Source organism: Ferrovibrio sp., assembly GCF_041906005.1.
Taxonomy (GTDB): domain Bacteria; phylum Pseudomonadota; class Alphaproteobacteria; order Ferrovibrionales; family Ferrovibrionaceae; genus Ferrovibrio.
Map to the genome: position 1 here is coordinate 1,800,904 of NZ_JAYRJY010000001.1, position 21,015 is coordinate 1,821,918.

At 63.3% G+C, this 21,015-nt stretch carries 18 protein-coding genes; 12 read left to right on the forward strand and 6 right to left on the reverse strand.

Annotated features, from left to right (window positions below; translation table 11 throughout):
- Window positions 1-217 precede the first annotated feature (217 nt).
- From ACE3OO_RS08695 to ACE3OO_RS08745, 11 genes are all read left to right on the forward strand, one after another.
- Entirely contained in the window at window positions 218-1,057 is an 840-nt protein-coding gene (locus ACE3OO_RS08695) for an ABC transporter ATP-binding protein (RefSeq protein WP_374301821.1), read from the forward strand.
- Window positions 1,041-2,285: an ABC transporter substrate-binding protein gene (locus ACE3OO_RS08700; protein ID WP_374301823.1), complete on the forward strand. Its 1,245-nt coding sequence runs from the start codon at window positions 1,041-1,043 to the stop codon at window positions 2,283-2,285. The genes ACE3OO_RS08695 and ACE3OO_RS08700 overlap by 17 nt, the downstream gene beginning before the upstream one ends.
- The gene (locus ACE3OO_RS08705; protein ID WP_374301825.1) at window positions 2,282-3,109 is read left to right on the forward strand and encodes an ABC transporter permease; all 828 of its coding nucleotides are present in this window, start codon (window positions 2,282-2,284) and stop codon (window positions 3,107-3,109) included. Before ACE3OO_RS08700 ends, ACE3OO_RS08705 begins: the two co-directional genes overlap by 4 nt.
- A 42-nt stretch (window positions 3,110-3,151) precedes the next feature.
- Window positions 3,152-3,697 carry an OsmC family protein gene (locus ACE3OO_RS08710; protein ID WP_374301827.1) on the forward strand — a complete coding sequence of 182 codons (546 nt, stop codon included), beginning with the start codon at window positions 3,152-3,154 and terminating at the stop codon, window positions 3,695-3,697.
- 56 nt (window positions 3,698-3,753) lie between these two features.
- Complete coding sequence (locus ACE3OO_RS08715; protein ID WP_374301829.1) at window positions 3,754-4,914, forward strand: acyl-CoA dehydrogenase family protein; 1,161 nt, start codon at window positions 3,754-3,756, stop codon at window positions 4,912-4,914.
- Between the two features lie 93 nt (window positions 4,915-5,007).
- The gene (locus ACE3OO_RS08720; RefSeq protein WP_374301831.1) at window positions 5,008-6,249 is read left to right on the forward strand and encodes a PLP-dependent aminotransferase family protein; all 1,242 of its coding nucleotides are present in this window, start codon (window positions 5,008-5,010) and stop codon (window positions 6,247-6,249) included.
- Between the two features lie 90 nt (window positions 6,250-6,339).
- The gene (hisF, locus tag ACE3OO_RS08725; RefSeq protein ID WP_374301833.1) at window positions 6,340-7,101 is read left to right on the forward strand and encodes an imidazole glycerol phosphate synthase subunit HisF; all 762 of its coding nucleotides are present in this window, start codon (window positions 6,340-6,342) and stop codon (window positions 7,099-7,101) included.
- 16 nt (window positions 7,102-7,117) lie between these two features.
- Window positions 7,118-7,447 (forward strand): phosphoribosyl-ATP diphosphatase, encoded by a 330-nt coding sequence (locus ACE3OO_RS08730; RefSeq protein ID WP_300299876.1) that lies wholly within the window; start codon window positions 7,118-7,120, stop codon window positions 7,445-7,447.
- 23 nt (window positions 7,448-7,470) lie between these two features.
- Window positions 7,471-7,839 carry an HIT domain-containing protein gene (locus ACE3OO_RS08735; RefSeq protein ID WP_374301836.1) on the forward strand — a complete coding sequence of 123 codons (369 nt, stop codon included), beginning with the start codon at window positions 7,471-7,473 and terminating at the stop codon, window positions 7,837-7,839.
- Between the two features lie 146 nt (window positions 7,840-7,985).
- Window positions 7,986-9,965, forward strand: coding sequence for a TonB-dependent receptor (locus tag ACE3OO_RS08740; protein ID WP_374301838.1), 1,980 nt, complete (start codon window positions 7,986-7,988; stop codon window positions 9,963-9,965).
- A 67-nt stretch (window positions 9,966-10,032) separates the two neighbouring features.
- Complete coding sequence (locus ACE3OO_RS08745) at window positions 10,033-12,663, forward strand: cation-translocating P-type ATPase (RefSeq protein ID WP_374301840.1); 2,631 nt, start codon at window positions 10,033-10,035, stop codon at window positions 12,661-12,663.
- A 4-nt stretch (window positions 12,664-12,667) separates the two neighbouring features.
- Here ACE3OO_RS08745 and ACE3OO_RS08750 read toward each other — a convergent pair whose 3' ends face one another.
- From ACE3OO_RS08750 to ACE3OO_RS08770, 5 genes are all read right to left on the reverse strand, one after another.
- Complete coding sequence (locus ACE3OO_RS08750; RefSeq protein WP_374301842.1) at window positions 12,668-14,287, reverse strand: MBL fold metallo-hydrolase; 1,620 nt, start codon at window positions 14,285-14,287, stop codon at window positions 12,668-12,670.
- Between the two features lie 34 nt (window positions 14,288-14,321).
- Window positions 14,322-15,818 (reverse strand): thymidine phosphorylase family protein, encoded by a 1,497-nt coding sequence (locus tag ACE3OO_RS08755; protein WP_374301844.1) that lies wholly within the window; start codon window positions 15,816-15,818, stop codon window positions 14,322-14,324.
- Between the two features lie 19 nt (window positions 15,819-15,837).
- Window positions 15,838-16,362, reverse strand: coding sequence for a DUF1003 domain-containing protein (locus tag ACE3OO_RS08760; protein ID WP_374301846.1), 525 nt, complete (start codon window positions 16,360-16,362; stop codon window positions 15,838-15,840).
- Window positions 16,363-16,452: 90 nt separating this feature from the next.
- Window positions 16,453-18,159: an adenylate/guanylate cyclase domain-containing protein gene (locus tag ACE3OO_RS08765; protein WP_374301848.1), complete on the reverse strand. Its 1,707-nt coding sequence runs from the start codon at window positions 18,157-18,159 to the stop codon at window positions 16,453-16,455.
- A 62-nt stretch (window positions 18,160-18,221) separates the two neighbouring features.
- Entirely contained in the window at window positions 18,222-18,854 is a 633-nt protein-coding gene (locus tag ACE3OO_RS08770; protein ID WP_374301850.1) for a TetR/AcrR family transcriptional regulator, read from the reverse strand.
- Between the two features lie 222 nt (window positions 18,855-19,076).
- On the opposite strand from ACE3OO_RS08770, the gene ACE3OO_RS08775 reads away from it, so the two are divergent.
- Window positions 19,077-20,408 carry a tetratricopeptide repeat protein gene (locus ACE3OO_RS08775; protein WP_374301852.1) on the forward strand — a complete coding sequence of 444 codons (1,332 nt, stop codon included), beginning with the start codon at window positions 19,077-19,079 and terminating at the stop codon, window positions 20,406-20,408.
- A gap of 35 nt (window positions 20,409-20,443) precedes the next feature.
- Here the strand turns inward: ACE3OO_RS08775 and ACE3OO_RS08780 are convergent, their stop codons facing one another.
- Window positions 20,444-20,947, reverse strand: coding sequence for a MarR family winged helix-turn-helix transcriptional regulator (locus tag ACE3OO_RS08780; protein WP_374301854.1), 504 nt, complete (start codon window positions 20,945-20,947; stop codon window positions 20,444-20,446).
- Window positions 20,948-21,015 lie beyond the last annotated feature (68 nt).

Consider the following 21,015-nt stretch of genomic DNA (forward strand, 5'->3'; position numbering starts at 1 on the left):
AAAACAGACTTGGCATCAAGCTTGCTCTAGATAGACCGATCATTCTTGTGACGGGTGATCCAGAAAGGACAATAAAGAATGTTGTTCTATTGGATTCACATTTTAAATGAAGCATACTCTATGTATTCACACTACAATGTGTGTTTATTGGAGTCCCCGCCGCATGGCCGTATTCGCCCGCTCATCCATTCTGCCGCCTCCTGCGGAGCCGGCGCCCATGTATAAGCCGGGCGCGCATATCCAGTTACGGGGCATCGGCCACCAGTATCGCCGTGGCCAGCCGGCCCTGCGCGGCATCGAGGCCGAAATCCAGCCCTGCGAAGCGGTGGCGTTGATCGGCCGCTCGGGCTGCGGCAAGTCCACCCTGCTGCATATCATCGCCGGCCTGCTCAAGCCCGCCGAGGGCCAGGTGCTGATCGACGGCGAGATCGTGCGCGGCCCATCGCCGAAATGGAACATGATGTTCCAGTCGCCGTCGCTCTATCCGTGGATGAGCGTGGGCGAGAATGCAGCGCTCGGCCTGAAATTCGCCGGCGTGAAGCCGGCCGAACGACGTGCCGTCGTGCAGGACCTGCTCAACCTGGTGCAGCTGGGCGAGCATTACGACACCCCGGCCCTGCAGCTTTCCGGCGGCCAGCAGCAGCGCGTCGCGCTGGCCCGCTCGCTGGCGACGCAGCCCGATGTGCTGTTGCTCGACGAACCGTTCTCGGCGCTGGATGCCTTCACGCGCGCATCTTTGCAGCGCGACGTGCGTCGCATCTGCCGCGACCGCAAGATCACCCTGGTGCTGGTGACGCACGATATCGACGAGGCCGTGCTGATGGCTGATTGCGCGCTGGTGATGCAGGCCGATCCGGGCTGCATCGCCGTCGTCACCCGGATTGACCTGCCGGAAGAGCGTCATCGCGCCGATCCCGCCGTGCAGGCCGAACGCGACCGGTTGCTGAAACTCTTTGAAGGCTGCACCGGCGAGCAATTGCCGCGCGGCGGAAACGACGCCGACATTTCCCAGACGACATTCAAGATGAACGAGGTGAGCTATGTGCGAGCAGTGTGACAGCGGCAACCTGATCGACCATAGCGCTGGTGCTGCGAAAGGCGGCCTGACGCGGCGCGGTTATCTCGACCTGATGGCGGCCGGCGGCCTGGCCATGATGGGTGCGCTGAAACCCGGCCTGTCCTTCGCGCAGCCAAAAGACGACGTGGTGCGCATCGGCTATCTGCCGATCACCGACGCCACCGCCCTGCTGGTTGCCCACGGCATGGGCTTCTTCAAGGACGAAGGCCTGGTTGCCGAGAAGCCGACCCTGATCCGCTCATGGTCGTCGCTGGTGGAAAGCTTCGCCGCGCAGAAATTCAACCTGGTGCATTTCCTCAAGCCGATTCCGGTCTGGATGCGCTACAACAACAAGTTCCCGGTCAAGATCATGGCCTGGGCGCATACCAACGGCTCGGCCATCGTCGTTGGCAAGGATGCCGGCATCGATAGCTTCGCCGACCTGCGCGGCAAACAGGTCGCCGTGCCCTACTGGTACTCGATGCACAATATCGTGCTGCAGATGGCCATGCGGGTGAATGGCGTGAAGGCCGTGATCAAGGAGCAGGGCCAGCCGTTAGCGGCCGATGAATGCAACCTGCAGGTCATGGCGCCGTCCGATATGCCGCCGGCGCTGGCCGCCAAGAAGATCGACGCCTACATCGTCGCCGAGCCGTTCAATGCCTTAGGCGAATTGCGCGCCGGCGCCAAGACGCTGCGCTTTACCGGCGATATGTGGAAGAACCATCCTTGCTGCGTCGTTTGCATGCATGAAGCCGACACGAAAGAACGCGCCGAGTGGACGCAGAAGGTGGTGAATGCCGTGGTGAAGGCGCAGGTTTATGCCAGCGCCAACAAGAAAGAAGTCGCCAAACTGCTGTCGCGTGACGGCATGGAATACCTGCCGGTGCCGCAGGATGTGGTCGAACGCGCCATGACGCTGTACGATACCGGCACCTATGCGGCGCCGCCGGCGATCAAGCACCCCGACTGGAAAAACGGCCGCATCGATTTCAACGGCTTTCCCTACGCTTCGGCCACCAAGCTGATCGTCAAGGCGATGAACGAGACCGTGGTGTCGGGTGACACAACGTTCCTCGGCGGCCTCGATCCCGATTTCGTCGCCAAGGACCTGGTCGACGACCGCTTCATCCGCAAGGCGCTGGCCAAGTTCCCCGACTGGCGCAAGGACCCGACCGTGCCAACCGGCAGCGACCCCTTCACCCGTGAGGAGGTCATCGCGCTGTGACGCTGGTGCTCGACATGCCGGCTGCGAAGAAGCTGCCCCGCCTGTCGCCGGGAATGCGGGGACAGTTTGCGTCGCTGGGCAATGCGGCGTTGGGCATCGGTCTGCTGCTGGGCCTGTGGTGGATCGGCGGCTGGATCGTCGCCAGCAACCCGGCCACCGCCAATTTCGCCGGCTTCGCACCCGGCCCGGCCTTCAAAAGCCTGTGGAAGCTGATCTCTGGCGGCAGTCTGTGGTCCACTATGCAGCCCAGCCTGCTACGAATCCTGGGCGGCATGGCCTGGGCGATTGCCATCGGCGTGCCGGTTGGTATCGCCATCGGACGGATCGCTGCCCTGCGCAACCTGACCCATGTGCCGTTCCAGTTCCTGCGCATGATCAGCCCGCTGTCGTGGATGCCGATCGCGGTGCTCAGTTTCTCCAGCTGGGAAGGGGCCATCGTTTTCCTGATCTTTGCCGCTGCCGTCTGGCCGATCACGTTTGCCACCGCCAATGGCATACGCAAGATCGATCCTGCCTGGTTCAAGGTGGCGCGCAATCTCGGCGCGCGCTCCTGGCAGATGCTGCTGCAAATCATCCTGCCGGCAGCGGCGCAGGACGTGCTGACCGGCATCCGTCTCGCGCTCGGCACCGCCTGGGTGGTGCTGGTGCCGGCGGAATATCTCGGCGTCACCAGCGGCCTTGGCTATGCCATCAACGACGCCCGCGACACCCTGGAATATGACCGCCTGGCCGCCATCGTGGTGGTGATCGGCGCGGTCGGCTTCCTGCTCGACTGGATCTGTCTGACCCTGATCAAGCGTTATGGCTGGACCAGGGAAGGATGAAACCCGCGCCACAAGACCGAAAACCCTGAAAGGAGTCTAACAATGAGCGCCAATCCCGTACCCGCTACCGCCATTACCGGCTGTCTCGCCCCGATCGACAAGGACGGCCTGCTGGATCTGATTGCCAAGGGCAAGGAAAACCCGAAAGCGATCAAGACCCTGAAGTGCAAGACCGTGGCCGAAGGCCGTTTCCGGCATCTCAACTACATCCGCAACCTGCCGCCCTATATCGTGGACGAGCCGCCGGGCCTGCTGGGCGACGATACCGCGCCGAACCCTTCCGAAGCCTCGCTGGCGGCGCTGGGTTCGTGCATTGCCGTCGGCATCCATGCCAATGCCGTCGCACGCAACATCACCATCCGCAAACTCGAGCTGGAGCTGGAAGCCGATATCAACATCACGGCTGTCTGGGGCACCGGCGACACCTCGCCCAAGCCGGTGGGCTTCGATGCCGTGCGCATCAAGGTCGATCTGGATGCCGATGCGCCCAAGGCCGATCTGGAAGCCCTGGTCCAGCATGTGAAGAAGTGGTCGCCGGTGGCCAACACCTTCATGAAGCCGGTCGGCGTGGATGTCGTGCTGGGCTGACGCCCGGCCGCATCGCTGATCTCAAGAGACGATCGTCGCAGCCCAAGGAGATGCCCATGTCCGCCGCCCTCGCTTCCGTCACCCTGTCGGAACCGGTGCCCGTTACCGCGGCGGGCATGATCCCCGCCGCATCTCTTTCGGGCCGCGACGATCTGCTCGGCCGCCTGCGCGGCATTGTCGCCAGCGATCTGCTGCCGCAGGTGCACAAGATCGACCATGAAGGCATTTATCCCGATGCCATCATGCGCAGCTTCGGCGAAGCCGGTGCCTATTCAGCCCATATCGGGGCCAAGCCAGATCTGATCACGGCCATCGAAGCCATGGCGGTGGCCGGCGAGCATTGCCTGTCCACGGCTTTCTGCATCTGGTGTCAGGACGCCCTGGCCTGGTATCTGGCGCAGAGCCAGAACGCCGCGCCGCGCCAAGCCCTGCTTGGCAAGGTGGCGCAGGGCGCCCTGCTGGGTGGCACCGGTTTGTCGAATCCGATGAAAAGTTTCTTCGGCATCGAGCCGCTGAAGCTGAAGGGTCGCCGCGTGAAGGGCGGCTACGAAGTCTCGGGCGGCCTGCCCTGGGTTTCCAATCTGGGCGACGATCATCTGTTCGGTGCCGTCTTTGAACTGGCCGATGCGCCGCAGCACCGCGTGATGGCAGTGGTGGATTGCAGCCGTGAGGATATTGTGCTGCGCCAGTCCACTCATTTCCTGGCGCTGGAAGGTACCCGCACCATGGCGGTGACGTTCCGCAAGGCCTTCATCCCAGACAGCATGGTTCTGGCCGAACCGGTGGAAGGTTTCATCAAACGCATCCGTGCCGGTTTCATCCTGCTGCAGGCCGGCATGGCCTTTGGCCTGATTCAGGGCTGCATCAACATCATGCGCGGCACCGAAAAGGGCCTGGGCCATATTAATAAATACATCCCCGAACAGCCGGCGATGTTCGAGGATGCCCTGGCCGCCATGCGTGAAACGGTGCATGGTCTGGCCGCCACGCCATTTGACACCGACCCCGCCTACTGGCGCGCGGTGATCGAGGCCCGCCTGGCGGCCGGTGACTGGTCGCTGAAAGCCGCCCAGGCCGCCATGCTGCATGCCGGCGCCTCGGGGTATATCGTCGGCGCCGCCGCCCAGCGGCGCCTGCGGGAATCTTACTTTGTCGCCATCGTCACCCCGGCGACCAAGCAGCTGCGCAAGATGCTGGCCGATCTGGACGCGAAATAAACGCGAATTTCCCGCGTTTCGGCGCCGGCGCTTTCCTGCCGGTGCCGGGCTCGGTTATGGTGGCGGCAGCAAGAGGAAACCCGAGCCGCCACCATGTCCGAATCCGTGTTCCCCGGTCTGTCCCAGAGCGTTGCCACCCTGCGCGCCTCCGAAATCCGCGAACTGCTGAAGCTGATCGCGCGGCCGGAGATCATTTCCTTTGCCGGCGGCATCCCCGATCCGGCCCTATTCCCGCTGGACAGCATCGGCAAGGCTTATCAGTCCGTGCTGCAGAATCCGGCCATGGCCGGCGAAGCCTTCCAGTATTCGATCAGCGAAGGTTATCCGCCGCTGCGCGAATGGATCATTGGCTACCTGAAAAACCATGGCATCGAAGCGGGCATCGAGCAGGTGCTGATCACCTCGGGCGCACAGCAAGCACTGGATTTCCTCGGTCGCGCCCTGATCAATCCGGGCGATGCTGTCGTGATGTCCTCGCCCAGCTATCTCGGTGCCATTCAGGTCTTCGGCACCTACCAGCCGAAATTCATCTCCGTGCCGATGGATGATGAGGGTGTGCTGCTGAATGATCTGGAAGCGGCATTCAAGCAGAAGCCGAAATTCTTCTACCTCACGCCGGATTTCTGCAATCCGGCCGGCATCACCACCTCGCTGGCCCGCCGTCAGGCGATTCTGGAGCTGGCGCATCGTTATAACGTGGCGATCCTGGAGGATTCGCCTTACGAGGAACTGCGCTACGAAAACGCCCGCATTCCCAGCTTCGCGGCGCTGGAGCAGCAGTATCTCGCCGGCCCGGAAGGCGACGGCAAACGCCTCGTGGTCTATATCGGCAGTTTGTCAAAGGTGCTGACCCCGGCTTTGCGCATCGGCTGGGTCTGTGCCGATCCATCGCTGATCAACAAGCTGGTGCTGGTCAAACAGGCGTCCGACCTGCATTGCAGCACGATCAACCAGATGGTGGCCTGCGACATCGCCAAAGCCTCGCATGCCAGCCAGGTGGAGAAACTGCGCAAGGCCTACAAGGAGCGCCGCGACGTGATGCTCGAGGCTCTGGAACGCTGCCTGCCCAAGGAGGTGCGGTTCACCCGGCCCGATGGCGGCATGTTCATCTGGCTGGAATTCCCCGACAGCATCGATGGCGCCGAGCTGCTGGCCGAAGCGGTAAAGGACATCCAGGTGGCTTTCGTGCCTGGTTCAGCTTTCTATGCCAACGACGTGAAACGTAATACCGCGCGCCTGAGCTTCTCGCTCGGCGAGCCGCCCCGCATCCGCGAGGGCATCGAACGGCTGGCCGCACTGCTGCAGAACAAGCTGCGCGCCAACCGCGCGGCCTGAGCGCCAGAAAAGGCCCATTTTGTCAGTAAAACCGCTTCCTCTTGCGGCGTCTATCCGCTATGACCGGACCCGGAAACTGGATCCCGGATCATGACCCTGAAAGTCCGTGTCATACCCTGTCTCGACGTGAAGGACGGTCGCGTCGTCAAGGGCGTCAATTTCGTCAACCTGCGCGATGCCGGCGATCCGGTGGAGCAGGCGGCGGTGTATGACGCCGCCGGTGCCGACGAACTGACCTTCCTTGATATCACCGCGTCGTCGGATGCGCGCGACACATTATATGACGTGGTGGCGCGCACGGCTGAACGCTGCTTCATGCCACTCACCGTGGGTGGTGGCGTGCGCGTGGTGGAAGACGTGCGCAAGCTGCTGCTGGCGGGCGCCGACAAGACCTCGATCAACACCGCCGCAGTCAACCGGCCGGAATTCGTGCGCGAGGCGGCCGAGAAATTCGGCAGCCAGTGTGTGGTGGTGGCCATTGATGCGCGCAATGTGGCACCCGGCAAGTGGGAGGTCTTCACCCATGGAGGCCGCAATGCCACTGGCCTGGATGCGGTGGAATGGGCCAAGCGCATGGCTGCCTATGGCGCCGGCGAAATCCTGTTGACCTCGATGGATCGCGACGGCACAGAGAAGGGCTTTGATCTCGACCTCACCCGCGCGGTGGCCGATGCGGTCAATATCCCCGTGGTGGCTTCGGGCGGTGTGGGCAATCTGGATCACTTCGTCGATGGCGTCGTGAAGGGCCATGCCTCTGCCGTGCTGGCGGCCTCGATTTTCCACTTCGGCCGGCATAGCATTGCCGAAGCCAAACAACGCATGGCCGCTGCCGGTATTCCGGTACGGCTCTAGGGAAGGAACCGACGCGATGGGCGAGAACCGCGACACGCTGGAGCGCCTTTATGACGTGATCCTCAGCCGCAAGGGTGGTGATCCGGCGGTTTCGCATACCGCCAAACTGTTCGCCAAGGGCCGCGCCAAGATCGCACAGAAGATGGGCGAGGAAGCGGTAGAACTCGCCATCGCCGCCGTGTCGGAAACGCGCGAGGAAATGGTTTCGGAAAGCGCCGACCTCGTTTTCCATCTGCTGGTGCTGTGGGCCGAATGCGGCATCACCATCGAGGATGTGCGCGCCGAACTGCGCCGTCGCGAAGGCCAGTCGGGCATCGAGGAAAAGAAGGCGCGCCAGCTTACGTAGGACGCAAGGGAATCCCACAGGCCATGGCTTACGATCCGAACAACGTGTTTGCGAAAATCCTGCGCGGCGAGATTCCGTGCAAGAAGGTACATGAAAGCCGGCACAGCCTGGCCTTCCACGACATCAATCCGTTGTCGCCCATCCATGTGCTGGTGATCCCGAAAGGCGCCTATGTCGATTTCGACGACTTCTCGGCCAGGGCGAGCGCGGAAGAACAGGCCGACTATATCAAGGCCATCGGCGACACGGCCCGCGTGGTCGGCGCCGAGAAGGGCGGCTATCGCCTGCTCAGCAATTGCGGCGTCAATGCCAACCAGGAAGTGCCGCACCTGCATGTCCATATCTTCGGTGGCCGGCTGCTCGGCCGCATGCTGAAGAAGGACGGGGAATAGGTCGTTCGGCGCATTTCATCAGCTGCGTTTCGTTTAGGCGCCTGCCGGTAATCCCGGCGGGCGCCTGTGATTTCAGGGGCTTGCAGGAATGTAATATTATAAAGTAACGTTATAAAATAACGTTACTGCTTCCTGGGGGTCTGCTCATGTCATCCGCATTTCGTCACCGCCTGCTGCCTGGCGTCAGTCTGCTTGTCCTGTTGCCCGCTGCCGTCCTGGCCCAGGAAAAACCAGTCACGCTCGCCCCCGTCTTGGTCACGGCTCCCTTGGGGGCGAGCCAAGAAGATCTGGTGGAAGGCAGCACGGTGTTGCAGGGCGAGGCGCTGGACCGCCGCCGCGCCGCCACACTGGGCGAAGTGCTGGATGGCACACCCGGCGTGGCTGCCACCCAGTTCGGCGCCGGCGCCAGCCGTCCGGTGATCCGCGGCCAGGGTGGCCCGCGTGTACGTGTGATGCAGAACGGCGTTGATACCTTCGATGCCTCCACCCTCAGCCCCGATCACGCGGTGATGGCGCCGCTCGGTGGCGCCGAACGCATCGAGGTGTTGCGCGGCCCGGCCACGTTGCTCTACGGGTCCTCGGCGATCGGTGGCGTGGTCAATGTGATTGATGGCCGCATCCCCGATGCAATGCCGAAAAACGGTACCAGCGGTAATGCCCGACTGGAATATGGCAGCGGCGCCCATGAAACCAACGGATTTGCCAGCGTCAACGCGGCGGTCAGCGATCGCTTCGTGGTGCACGGCGAAGCAGGTTTCCTCGATTCCGACGATTACAGCATCAATGGTTATGCCTCCAATGCGGCGCGCGCCGCCGGTATCAAGGGCCGGGTCGACAATACCGCAGTGGAAAACCGCAACGGTGCCGTTGGCGCATCCTATCTGGGCGACGCCGGCTATGCCGGCTTCAGTCTGACCCAGTTCAACAGCTATTACGGTGTGCCGGGCGACGACCCCGTGCGGATCGACATGCGGCAGAACCGGCTGGATGGCAAATTCGGCCTTTATGAGCCACTTTCCTTCCTGGACGAGCTGCGGCTGAAATTCGGCTATGCCAATTACGTGCATGATGAAATCGAGGCGACCGGCGCGCGCGCCACGCGGTTCGACAGCGAAAGCTGGGAAGCCCGGCTCGAAGCCGAACACAAACCGCTCGGCGCCATTCGCGGCGTGATCGGTTTGCAAAGCGGCCGGCGCGATCTCACCGCCACCGGCGAGGAAGCTTTCATCACGCCCACCGTCACCGACAGCAACGCCTTGTTCGTGCTGGAACGTCATGAAACCGGCAATTGGCTGTTTTCCTTGGGCGGCCGTATCGAGCATGTCGATGTCGAGGCCAGCAGCCTGGGCCGCAGCCGCGATTTCACCCCGGCCAGCCTGTCGGGCAGTGCCACCTACAAATTCCTGCCCGGTTATGCCACGGGCCTTTCACTGTCGCGCACCGAACGGGCACCGACCGCAGAGGAGCTTTACTCTGATGGCTCGCATCTCGCGACGCAGTCTTACGAGATCGGCAACGCCGCCTTGAGCAAGGAAAGCGCCTTGCATGCCGAACTGAGCCTGCGCAAGACCGATGGCGACGTCACTGGCGCGGCGAATGCCTATGTCACCCGGTTCCAGGATTACATCTATGGCCGTTTTACCGGCGCCCAACAGAACAATCTGAACGAACTGCAATATAGTCAGACCGATGCGCTGTTCCGAGGTATCGAGCTGGAAAGTGGCTGGATCTTCTGGCGCACCGCCGGCTATGCGCTCAAGCTGGATGGCCGCATCGATTACGTGCGTGCCGATGACACCGGCAGCAATACCTCGCTGCCTCTGATTCCGCCGGTTGGCTATGGTCTTGGCTTTAATGCGGACAGTGAAGCCATCGGCTTCCGCCTCGAACTCGCCGGTCGCATGGACCAGGACCGTGCCGGCGTGAACGAGTCGCGTACCGAGGGCTATGCTGTTTTGAATACGACGCTGACCTGGCGGCCCTTTTCTGAGAACCGCAACTTGGCGCTGCAGCTCCAGGGCCGCAACCTGACGGACGAGGAAGGCCGCAACCATACGTCAATGTTAAAGAACTTCGCGCCGATCCGTGGCCGTGAAGTGCGCCTGGGTGGCAGCATCGTCTTCTGAGCGGATCATGCCGCCCGTTTGATTTCGATCAGGTGCAAGGCGATGCGGGCCATGGCAGGATACCGCCATGACCCCGCCGCCTGCCCATGATCCGATCCATACGCTGCCAGCCGAAGCCGCGCTCGCCCGCCTCGATACCACGCGTGACGGCCTGAGTGGAACGGAGGCCGCCGCTCGGCTGCGGCTGCATGGCCCCAACCGGCTGCCCGAGGCCCGTGCCCGCACCATGCTGGGCGTCGTGTTGCATCAGTTCCGGTCGCCGTTCATCTATCTGCTGCTGGCCGCGGCAGGAGTTAGCCTGTTGCTGGGCCACGTCGCCGATGCCGGCTTCATCGCCATTGTGCTGCTGCTCAACGGCAGCATCGGTTTCTGGCAGGAATGGCAGGCCGAGACGCGGGCCCGCGCCTTGAAATCCCTGGTGCGCGGTCATGTGATGGTCTGGCGCGACGCCGAGCTGGTATCGCTCGATACCGAATTGCTGGTGCCTGGCGACGTGGTCGAGCTGGAAAGCGGCGTGAAAATCCCGGCCGACCTGCGGCTGATCGAGGCCGATGCGCTGGAAGCCGATGAAAGCCTGCTGACTGGCGAATCCCTGGCGGTGGCAAAAGATGCCGCCCAGGTCAGCGCGGCTGATGCGCCGATGGGTGACCGGTACGGCATGCTGTTTGCCGGCTCGATGGTGCAAAGCGGGCGGGCGCGCGCCGTGGTGGCCGCGACTGGTCGGCACAGCGAGATTGGCCGCCTGGCACTCGCCATGCAGGTGGCCGGCGCGGCGCCGCCGCTGGTGCGCCGCATGGAGGTCTTCACGCGCCAGATCGCCATTGCCGCGCTGGTGTTGATTGCGTTGATTGCCGGGCTGGAAATCCTGCGCGGTGCCGGTGCCGCCGATATCTTTCTGCTGGCCGTGGCGCTCGCCGTCTCGGCCATACCCGAGGGCCTGCCGGTGGCGATGACCGTGGCGCTGTCCATCAGCGTGCACCGGATGGGGCATCGGAATGTGGTGGTGCGGCATCTGCCGGCGGTGGAAGGCCTCGGTGCCTGCACCATGATCGCCACGGACAAGACCGGCACGCTCACCATCAACCGCCTCACCGTCGAAACCATCTGGCTGCCGGACCTGGTCGAAAATGATGGCCGCGTGTCGCCGCAGGATATGCGCGCGCGTGCGCTGGCGCTGGCGGCGGCGCGTTGCTCGGAATCCCATGGCGGCGCGGTGGACCATACCGGCGACGAGATCGGCGATGCCGTCGATCTTGCCTTCCTGCGGTTGGCGCTGCGTTTCGACTATAATGCGGCAATGGAGGCGGTGGATCATCGCGGCCGCATCGCCTACGAACCGGCACGGCGCTATGCCGCCGATTTTCGCGCCGATGGCGACACATTGGTCGCCTATGTGAAAGGCGCGCCGGAAACCCTGCTCGACCTGTGTGGTGCTGCCGAATGGGATGATGAGCGACGCGAAGCCGCCGAACGCGGGGTGCGGGCATTGGCTGCCGATGGTTACCGCGTGATTGCAGTGGCCGCGGGCCCGGTCACCGAGCCGGAAGCGGAATCGCTGGATGGCTTGATCCTGCTCGGTTTCGCCGGGCTGATCGATCCGTTGCGTCAGGAAGCGCGGCTTTCAGTGCGCGCAGCCCAGGCGGCGGGTATCCGCGTCGCCATGGTCACCGGCGATCATCCTCTCACCGCCCTCGCCATAGCGCGCCAGCTCGATCTGGCCGCCGAAGGTCCGGCCGGTGAAGCGCAGCTGATCACCGGTGCTGACCTCAAGCGACTGGCCGATGACGCGGCTGCCTTCGATGCAGCCGTGGCGCGGGCATTGGTCTTTGCCCGCACTGAACCCTTGCAGAAGCTGGCCATCGTCGAAAGCTTGCGGCGCCAGGGCCATGTGGTGGCCGTCACCGGCGACGGCATCAACGATGCGGCCGCGCTGAAGGCTGCCGATATCGGCGTCGCCATGGGACGTGGCGGCACCGATGTGGCGCGCGAAGCCGCCGACCTGATCTTGGTCGATGACAATTTCGCCTCCATCGTTGCCGGTATCGAGGAAGGCCGCGCGGCCTATGACAATCTGCGCAAGGTGATCCTGCTCTGTATCTCGACGGGCGCCGCCGAGATTCTGCTTATGCTGCTGGCCAGTCTGACCGGCTTGCCGCCGCCATTGTCGGCCGTGCAGTTGCTCTGGCTCAATCTGGTCACCAATGGCATTCAGGATGTGGCCCTGGCTTTTGAGAAACCCGAGCCTGGCCTGCTCACCCGCCGGCCACGGCCGAAGCATAGCCGCATCTTCGACCGCCGTATGATTGAACAGGTGGTGCTGTCCGGTGCAGTGATAGGCTTGGCCAGCTTCGCCTTCTATGCCTGGCTTCTGCAAAGCGAACATTTGCCGCTGGTGGTCGCGCAGGGCCTCACACTTTGGCTGATTGTGTGGTTCGAGAATGCCCATGTGCTGAACTGCCGTTCCGAGCGGCGCTCGCTATTCCGCGTGCCGCTTTCGGGCAACTGGCTGCTGATCCTTGGTGTGATCGCGGCCCAGGTCCTGCAATTTGCCGCAGCATCGTTGCCCAACATCGGCCCGATGTTGCGGCTGGAAGATGTATCGCTGCTGCATGGCGCCCTGCTGGCCTTGCCCGCGCTCATGCTGGTGCTGGCGATGGAAATATACAAGGCGGTGCGCAAGGACGACGGTACCGCCTGAGATTTTACCGTCCCAGCACGCGTTGCAGCTTCTTGAGCAGGCGGCGGCGTTCGGCATCCGATTTCGCGCCGCGCAGTTCAGCCTGCACCTGCAGCATCAGACGGGCATAGTCGTTATGCCAGTCATGGCCCGACAACGCCTCGGCCTCGGCATACCGATCCAGCCGCTTTTGCACCTGCGGCGTCTTCAACAGCTTGGGATGCGCATGGTTCAGGGCATAGAACTCGTCCAGTCGCGGCGCATAGATCTGCGGCAGCTGGCCGAGCGGCAAGGTGCTTTTGTCCCATAACGAGATGGCGGCGCGCAGGGCGGCCACCGCATCGGGTTCGCCATGGGTCAGCATCAGGCCGCGCCGTATCGGCAGGCGGTCTTTCAGCCAGTCCAGCAATTCGTCATGGTCGGCATGGCCGGAATAGATTTCCAGCTTGCGGATGCGCGCCCGCACCTCCAGTTCGTCGCCCTGAATGCGCACGGCCCGCTCACCCCGCTCCAGCAACGAGCCCAGCGTACCCGGCGCCATGTAGCCGATCAGCAGGATGGTGGCGTTCGGCCGCCACAGGTTGTTCTTCAGGTGATGGCGGATGCGGCCAGCCTCGCACATGCCCGATGCGGCAATGATGATGGCGCCGCCGGTCACCTGTTCGATCTGCATGCTTTCCTGCACGCTTCTGGTGAAATGCAGGTTGCCGCCGGTGGATGCCATGGTGGCCGCCTGCATCTCCTTTTCATGGTGGAAATGCCGGGCAAAGACCTCAGTGATGTTCAGCGCCAGTGGTGAATCGACGAAAATCGGCACGCGCTTCACGGCGCCGTCATGCATCAGCGTGATCAGATCGGCCAGCAATTCCTGGGTGCGCTCCACGGCAAAGGCGGGGATCACCAGATTGCCGCCCTGGGCCAATGCCTCGTTCACCTCGGCCGCCAGGGTAGCCCGGCGTTGCTGTGAATCCAGTTTGGGTCGCGGCCGGCCACCATAGGTCGATTCCATGACCACGACATCGAGGTCGGTCGGGGCGGCGGCGCTTTTCTGCAGAACCTTGTGCTCGGGCCCGATATCGCCAGAGAACAGCAGTTTCAGCGGCTCGCGTTCACCATTGGCGATCTTCAGCTCGATCGAGGCGGCGCCCAGGATATGGCCGGCATTCCACAGCCGCGCTTCGATGCCGGGAATCACCTCGAACCAGTTATCGTAATCGCGTTTGACGACCTGCTTCAGGCTATCGACGGCATCCTGCTCGGTGTAGATCGGCTGCACGATGCCGCGTCCGCGCCGCTGGTTGCGCCGGTTCAGCCTTTCGACCTCCATCTCCTGGATGCCGCCGGAATCGGGCAGCATGTAACGCAGCAGATCGGCGCTGCCCTCGGTGGTCATGACCGGGCCGCGAAAGCCTGCCTTCACCAGTTTCGGAATCAGGCCGCTATGATCGATATGGGCGTGGGTCAGCAGCACGGCATCGATCTGACGTGGATCGAAAGGCCAGGTGCTGTAATTCAGCTCCTTGAGGGTTTTGTCGCCCTGGAACATGCCACAATCGATCAGAATGCTGCGGTTGGCCAGTTGCAGGCGATAGCAGGAACCGGTGACGACACCGGCGGCACCATGGAAACTCAGCGTGGCGGACATGACGGAACTCTTTCTGTAACGCGGGCTTTGTTTGTTAGGCCGGACTGCCGTTGACGATGAAACCACTATCCTGCGCGGCTAGGTCGGCGGCGAAGCCCAGGTCGGCCGGCAGGGCGGCGTGGATGCGATAGAGTGGTTCGCCCTTGCGCGCGGTGTCGCCGGTTTTCTTCAGCAGGTCGACGCCGGCTCCCTTGAAGGCCGGTGCGCCGGCCACGCGCGCGATACGCGCGATGCGCAGGCAGTCGATGCTCATCACTACGCCGTCCTTCGGCGCCAGCACTTCATAGCCGGTCGGGCTTGGGGTGATGCTCAGGCCGCTGGGGCCCTGGGCTTCGATGATGCGCTCCATGGCTTTCAGTGCCGCGCCGGAATCCAGCAGTTCGCGGGCACGGCGCAGACCCTGGCCACCGGTGATGCCGGCATCGGCCTCGATCAGTACGCCGGCCAGCAGGATGGCCCGCTCGCGCAGATCCTGCGGCGCGGTTTTCTCGTTGCGCAGAACTGCCATTACGTCGCGGGCTTCCAGCATCGGGCCAATGCCATTGCCGATCGGCTCACGGCCATCGGTCAGCACAACTTCAATCGGCAGGTCCAGTGCGCCCGCGACATACTGGAACAGCTTGCGCAGCCGTACGGCCTCTTCCTGGCTGCGCACCTTCGCCGTTGGGCCGACCGGTATATCGAGCACCAGGAAACGCGCTCCGGCGGTGAGTTTCTTGGACAGGATCGAGGCCACCATCTGCTCGCGGGTGTCGATGCGCAGCGGACGTTCCACGGTGATCAGCACGTCGTCGGCCGGCGAAAGATTCACCCGCCCGCCCCAGACCAGACAGCCGCCGATCTTCTCGACGATGGCGCGCATCTCGTCGGTACCGATATCGACCCGCGCCAGAACCTCCATCGTATCGGCAGTGCCGGCGGGCGAGGTGATGGCGCGCGACGAGGTTTTGGGAATCGTCAGACCATGGGCCATCACGATGGGCACCACGATCATAGAGGTCCGGTTGCCCGGTATGCCGCCGATGCAATGTTTGTCGACCACCATCTTGTGGTCCCATTCCAGGCGATGGCCCACATTCGCCATGGCCTTGGTCAGACTCAATACCTCGTCGGGCGTCATGAAGCTGGCGCAGCCGACCAGGAAGGCGGCTATGTCCATTTTGGAATAACGCTGGGCGGCCACGTCGCGGATCACGGCATGATATTCTGCCTCACTTAGCACCCGGCCCTGGATTTTGGCGCGCACAGCCTCCAGGCTTTCCACCGGACGCGGATGCTCGATGCTCACATGGCTGCCCTCGGCGCGGCCGAACAGGCGGAAGGCTTCTTCCGACAGGCCCAGCTCGTCGGGCGCCAGCAGGCTGGGATCATCCACGATGTTCAGCGTAGCGGGAATGCAGTGGCTGCCCGATTTCACTTCGATGCGGCCCAGCGCCTGGAACTCCTCGGCACGATAGAGCGGGCAGGCGCGGCTGAGATAGGCGATGCTCTCGCGATAAGTGTCGATGGCAACGCGTTTAAGCTTCAGCATATTATCTGGCGCCTTTGTTTTACTCTTTGTGGCTTTCGTTTCTCTGGCCGTCCAGTTTCTCGGCCAGGGTATTCACGGCTTTGGTCAGCGCGAGGATTTCCTGCTCGCGCAACAGATCGATCTTCTGGTGCAGCAGCTCGATCTCCAGTTCGGCCTTGATGTTGATGCTGTAGTCGCTCTCGGCGCGCTGGCGGTCGATATCGGCCTGGCGGTTCTGGCTCATCATGATGATCGGCGCCGTGTAGGCAGCCTGGAACGACAACAGAAGATTCAGCAGGATGAAAGGGTAAGGGTCCCAGGCATCACGCCCGCCTATGGCATTGCCGACCAGCCATGCCACCAGCAATGCCGTCTGCAGCAAGATGAAACGCCAGGAGCCGACCACGGCGGCTACGGCATCCGAAACGCGGGCGCCTATATCGCGTGCCGCGGCCTGCGCTGTGCCGGCGGTACCAGAGCGGGATGTGCGGCGGCGGGCGCTATGGCTGCGCAGGTCGCGCAGCAAGGCGGTATCCTGTTCGGTCAGACGGTGAGCATTCGTCATTGCGCTACTCCGTGCGGCGGATGATGCAGCATTCTAGCCGCAATCTAGCCATTCGGTCAGCCATCGGGATTGATGAAGGTCAAGCCGGCGTTATTCCGCCGGCTGTGGTGCTGCGATCTTCTGTGCCACCAGCACGGCCAGCGGCTCGGATTTGCCGCGCAGATGCACGGTTTCATGTTGCCAGGACAGAGCGGCCAGCGCCGCTGGTCCGGCGCGTTCGGCCACCTCGGCCGAGATCACCAGTTCGGCGGCAAAATCCTTTGTGGCGCTTTCCAGCCGGCTGGCAGTATTCACGGCATCGCCGACGGCGGTGAGGTGCATGGCACTGCCATGGCCCATCTCGCCAACGATGGCGGGGCCGCAATGGATGCCGATGCCCAGCTTCAGCATCTGGTCGAGATCCATCTTCAACGCTTCGTTCAGCCGGCTCAAACCCGCCGCCATGCGCTGGGCCGCATCCAGCGCGCGGCGGCAGCCTTCCTCGGGGCCCTCCTCGATGCCGAATAGGGCCATCACGCCGTCGCCGATGAATTTGTCGAGCCGCCCACCGGCGCCTTCCACCGCTTCGCCCATCGTCTTGAAATACTGATTCAGTACAAACACCACGTCATAGGGCAGTTTGCTTTCCGACAGCTTGGTGAAGCCGCGCAAATCGGCAAACAGGATGGCGATGCGCCGCTCGGCGCCCTGGGCATGGCTGGCCGCGCCATAAACCACTTTCGCCGGCACGCCGGCCGGCAGCAGCGGTGTGATGGCGATATCCGCCTCCGGCCGGATCTGACAGGCCAGCCGCACGCCGGGCGGAGCGCCGATACGGTCCAGCACGCGGCGTTCGGCGGCATCGGGTTGTGGCAGCATCGCGGCACCTTCGCCGCTTATCCGCACGCGGCAGGTGGAACAGCGGCCTTGGCCGCCGCAGACGGCGGCATGGGGATAGCCGATGGCACGGCTGGCTTCCAGCACATTTAAAGCACCGGCCTGGCCGCGATAGCGCCGGCCGTCGGGATATTGAATGGTGATGCTGCCACGCCGGCGCTGCAGCAGCGCGGAGAGGCCGCGGCCGACCAGCGCCGAGCCAAGCAGCAGGATCATCACGCCATAGGCGATTTCGATGGCGCGGATGCCGAATTCCTGTCCGGCGGCGCCGGGCCAGTTCAACCCGGTCCGGAAGGCGTCCAGCCATTCCTCGCGCTGCATCAGCAGCATCACCGAACGGCCGCCGGAAACGAAACCGAGAATGGCCAGCATCGGTAGCAACAGCGCGATGGCATACAGGAAAGGCCAGAGCCGCTCGAAAGCCGGTTTCAGCCGCAGCCAGTAATAAACGCCGATACAGCCATGGCCCCAGGCAACCAGGATCAGCAGATTCTGACGCAGGCCGATCTGCGGTTCCTGCACAAACAGCACCATCAGCACATAGGCGTAGGAATCGTTGAGATCAAAAGCGGCATTCAGCGCCCGGGTGCCGATCACATGATCGACGGCCAGCGGCGGCACCAGGAGACCAAGCGTAATCTGTGTCCAGCCCTGCCACGGAATGCCGCGATAGTGGCCGCGGCGCAGCCAGTTATAGAGTGCCAGCATCGGGTGCAGCAGCACGGCACCATACAGCAGGAGGCTGCCTGGCCAGCTGCGCCACAGCAATGTAAAGAGCGCCGAGCCGGCCTCCATGGCCGAGAGCGAGATCACGCCCAATGCATGGTTGGTCAGATGGGTGATCAGGAAGGTGAACAGCACCAGCCCGGAAGCCAGCTTGGTCCGGCTGTAGATGTCCTCGAAACGTCCGCCCCCTGCCATGGACAGAAGCCTAGGCGCACGCCGCTTCCGCGTCCAGCGGGGCCGGTTTCACACTCCCGCTATTAACGGGAGACGGGGCCATCGGCAGGCATGAACAGCAGTTCGAGATAATTGCGGTAATGCCGGAACTGGGCCGCCACCGCTTTGGGATCGCGCTGCACCTTGGAGAGGATATAGGCGCCCTCGGCCTGCACCAGGCTCATCTCGGCCAGGGTTTTCAGGTCCACCGGCAGGCGCGGACGGTAGAGTTTCATCACCGCTTCCAGCTTGTCCAGGATACGCGCGGTCCAGCTGCTGAACACCGCGCGCGCGACAGCCAGCGTCTGATCGTCGAACAACTGTGCCTCGTAGATGAAGGCGGCATAGAGGCAGCCGGGATAGGGAGCCGTCAGCTTTTCCAGCTCTTCCTCATAAAGCCCCATGCAGATCAGGATCTGCTGCAGCGGATCGCGGCTCAGGGCCTCGGCCCGAGTCATATTGGCGTCCAGCAAGGCCGCGTCATGGGCGGCATCGCGCTGCACCAGGGCCAGAGCCAGATCGGCCTTGGTCTTGAAGTGGTAGAAGAAGGTGCCTTTCGTGATGCCGGCGCGCGCGATCACGGCATCCACCGAAGCGGCGGCGAAGCCGGTTTCCAGGATCAGCGCCTGGGCGGCATCCATGATCGCCGTGCGGGTTGCCGTGCCGTCGCGAGCCATTGGAACTCCTCTAAAGTTTTCAATATAGACCGTCTGGTCGGTTTCACAAGACGGTGAATGACAATCCGCAGAATGTCATGAAATCCATGAAAACTCATTGTATTCAAAGAAATAATGAGTTCCTGCGGTTGCAGGCCAAGGGGCCATATATACCTTGACGGCGGGGAAAATTCTTATTTATACCGACTGGTCAGTTCTATAGTACAGTCGGAGACGGACACGATGATCAAGGATTCTCACGGCCAGGTCTGCAGCGGTGCCACGGCCGATGCCCTGGCGGGCTATGAAGACGCACTCGCCCAGTTTCACTGCTATCGCGGCAACCCGGTGGAAGCGATCGAGACGGTGATCGCCGGCCAGCCCGATTTCGCCATGGCTCATGCCCTGCGCGCCCATCTTTATCTCAGCGGCACCGAGGCGGCCGGCCTGGCGACGGCCCGCGAGAGCATCGCGCTGGCCCGTCGGCACGGCCGCACCGAGCGCGAGAAACTGCATGTCGCCGCCGCCGAGGCGCTGGCCGATGGCCGTTTCGACGATGCCGGCGAACGCTTCGACGACATCCTGCTCGACCATCCGCATGATCTGCTGGCCCTGCAGATGGGTCATCTGTTCGACTTCTATCGCGGCCTGTCGCGCAATCTGCGCGATCGCGTGTTGCGTGTATTGCCGGCGTGGGATGCCCAACGGCCCGGCTGGCATGCGGTGCAGGGCATGCTGGCCTTTGGTCTGGAGGAAAGCGGCGATTATGCCCGTGCCGAGGCCGCCGGCCGCGCAGCCTGTGCGCTGGAGCCGCGCGATGCCTGGGCCCATCACGCCGTGGCCCATGTGATGGAAATGCAGGGCCGCACGGAAGACGGCGTCCGCTGGTCGCGCGACCGCATTCCGCATTGGGCCGAAGACAACATGATGGCGGTGCATAACTGGTGGCATCTCGCGCTGTTCCATCTGGACCGCGACGAGCATGACGAGGTGCTGGCGCTGTATGACCGGCATATCCGCGGTGGCCGATCCACCGTGGTCCTCGACATGATCGATGCTTCCGCGGTGCTGTGGAGGCTCTATCTGCGCGGGCTCGATGCGGGCATGAAGCGCTGGAGCGAACTGGCGGAAGCCTGGTCGGGCCTGGTGCAGGACGGTATCTACAGCTTCAATGACATACACGCCTTGATCAGTTTCATCGGCGCCGGCCGGCGTGACCTTATGGAACAGCAGATGACCACGCTGCGGCGCGCTGCTGCCGACAAACGTGGCGATAATGCTGCCATGGCGGCACAGATTGGTCTGCCGCTGGCGCAGGCGTTGGTGTCCTTCCAGGGCGGGCATTATGCGGATACGGTGCAGCGCTTGCGGCCGCTGCGTTATATCGCCGGCCGTTTCGGCGGCAGCCATGCCCAGCGTGACCTGCTCGACCTTACCCTGATCGAGGCGGCGAAACGCGACGGGGATCTTGGCTTGGTGCAGGCCCTGAGCGCCGAGCGGTTGTTCCTGAAACCGGCCAGCCCGATTGCCCAGCGCTATCGCATGGTGGCTTTGTCAGGCCGTGCGGCGGCGTGATCGCAGCGTGTAGATAATAGCGGCAGGGTCTCTATCTACACCGTGAAGGCGGGCCTCACTTGGTCGGCCAGCGCGCGCATTACGGCTTTCCAGTGCTGCTCGGCTTCCGGCCCGGTCGCGGCAAAGGCCTTGGCAAAGGCTTGGTATTGCAGATCTGTCAGCTTGCTCTCCAGTGCCGCGCCCTTGGGCGTCAGCGTCAGCAAAGCGAGCCGGCGGTTGGTCGGCGCCGCCTTCTGCGCGACATAGCCCTGCTTGACCAGATCGCCCAGCGGCCGGTGCAGCGCCTGTCGCGATACCGCCAGCGTCTCGATCAGACCGGCAATGGCTATGCCGGGATGCCGGGCCACCACATAGAGGATGCGGTGATGCGGGCGGCCGAAGCCGAGCTTGTCGAGCACGCGGCCCGGTCCGGCCACGCCGGCACGGTAGCCCAGATAAAACAGCGTAATGATCTCGTCGACGGATCCCGGCGGCGAATCGAAGATGTCCCTGCCGGCGGCCGGGTCGCGCGGGGCAGGTTGTTTTATGGTGGCCTTCATCGGCGGGACCCTGAAACCGGAAGGGATGCGTCGACGCAGCATACACCAAGGATTCCAGAGGGCTACTG

Excerpts from the sequence above, each read along its gene's own strand:
- ACE3OO_RS08695 (WP_374301821.1), top strand. The coding sequence starts at position 218 with ATGTATAAGCCGGGCGCGCATATCCAGTTACGGGGCATCGGCCACCAG.
- ACE3OO_RS08700 (WP_374301823.1), top strand. The coding sequence starts at position 1,041 with ATGTGCGAGCAGTGTGACAGCGGCAACCTGATCGACCATAGCGCTGGT.
- ACE3OO_RS08710 (WP_374301827.1), top strand. The coding sequence starts at position 3,152 with ATGAGCGCCAATCCCGTACCCGCTACCGCCATTACCGGCTGTCTCGCC.
- ACE3OO_RS08715 (WP_374301829.1), top strand. The coding sequence starts at position 3,754 with ATGTCCGCCGCCCTCGCTTCCGTCACCCTGTCGGAACCGGTGCCCGTT.
- ACE3OO_RS08720 (WP_374301831.1), top strand. The coding sequence starts at position 5,008 with ATGTCCGAATCCGTGTTCCCCGGTCTGTCCCAGAGCGTTGCCACCCTG.
- hisF (WP_374301833.1), top strand. The coding sequence starts at position 6,340 with ATGACCCTGAAAGTCCGTGTCATACCCTGTCTCGACGTGAAGGACGGT.
- ACE3OO_RS08730 (WP_300299876.1), top strand. The coding sequence starts at position 7,118 with ATGGGCGAGAACCGCGACACGCTGGAGCGCCTTTATGACGTGATCCTC.
- ACE3OO_RS08735 (WP_374301836.1), top strand. The coding sequence starts at position 7,471 with ATGGCTTACGATCCGAACAACGTGTTTGCGAAAATCCTGCGCGGCGAG.
- ACE3OO_RS08740 (WP_374301838.1), top strand. The coding sequence starts at position 7,986 with ATGTCATCCGCATTTCGTCACCGCCTGCTGCCTGGCGTCAGTCTGCTT.
- ACE3OO_RS08745 (WP_374301840.1), top strand. The coding sequence starts at position 10,033 with ATGACCCCGCCGCCTGCCCATGATCCGATCCATACGCTGCCAGCCGAA.
- ACE3OO_RS08750 (WP_374301842.1), bottom strand. The coding sequence starts at position 14,287 with ATGTCCGCCACGCTGAGTTTCCATGGTGCCGCCGGTGTCGTCACCGGT.
- ACE3OO_RS08755 (WP_374301844.1), bottom strand. The coding sequence starts at position 15,818 with ATGCTGAAGCTTAAACGCGTTGCCATCGACACTTATCGCGAGAGCATC.
- ACE3OO_RS08760 (WP_374301846.1), bottom strand. The coding sequence starts at position 16,362 with ATGACGAATGCTCACCGTCTGACCGAACAGGATACCGCCTTGCTGCGC.
- ACE3OO_RS08765 (WP_374301848.1), bottom strand. The coding sequence starts at position 18,159 with ATGGCAGGGGGCGGACGTTTCGAGGACATCTACAGCCGGACCAAGCTG.
- ACE3OO_RS08770 (WP_374301850.1), bottom strand. The coding sequence starts at position 18,854 with ATGGCTCGCGACGGCACGGCAACCCGCACGGCGATCATGGATGCCGCC.
- ACE3OO_RS08775 (WP_374301852.1), top strand. The coding sequence starts at position 19,077 with ATGATCAAGGATTCTCACGGCCAGGTCTGCAGCGGTGCCACGGCCGAT.
- ACE3OO_RS08780 (WP_374301854.1), bottom strand. The coding sequence starts at position 20,947 with ATGAAGGCCACCATAAAACAACCTGCCCCGCGCGACCCGGCCGCCGGC.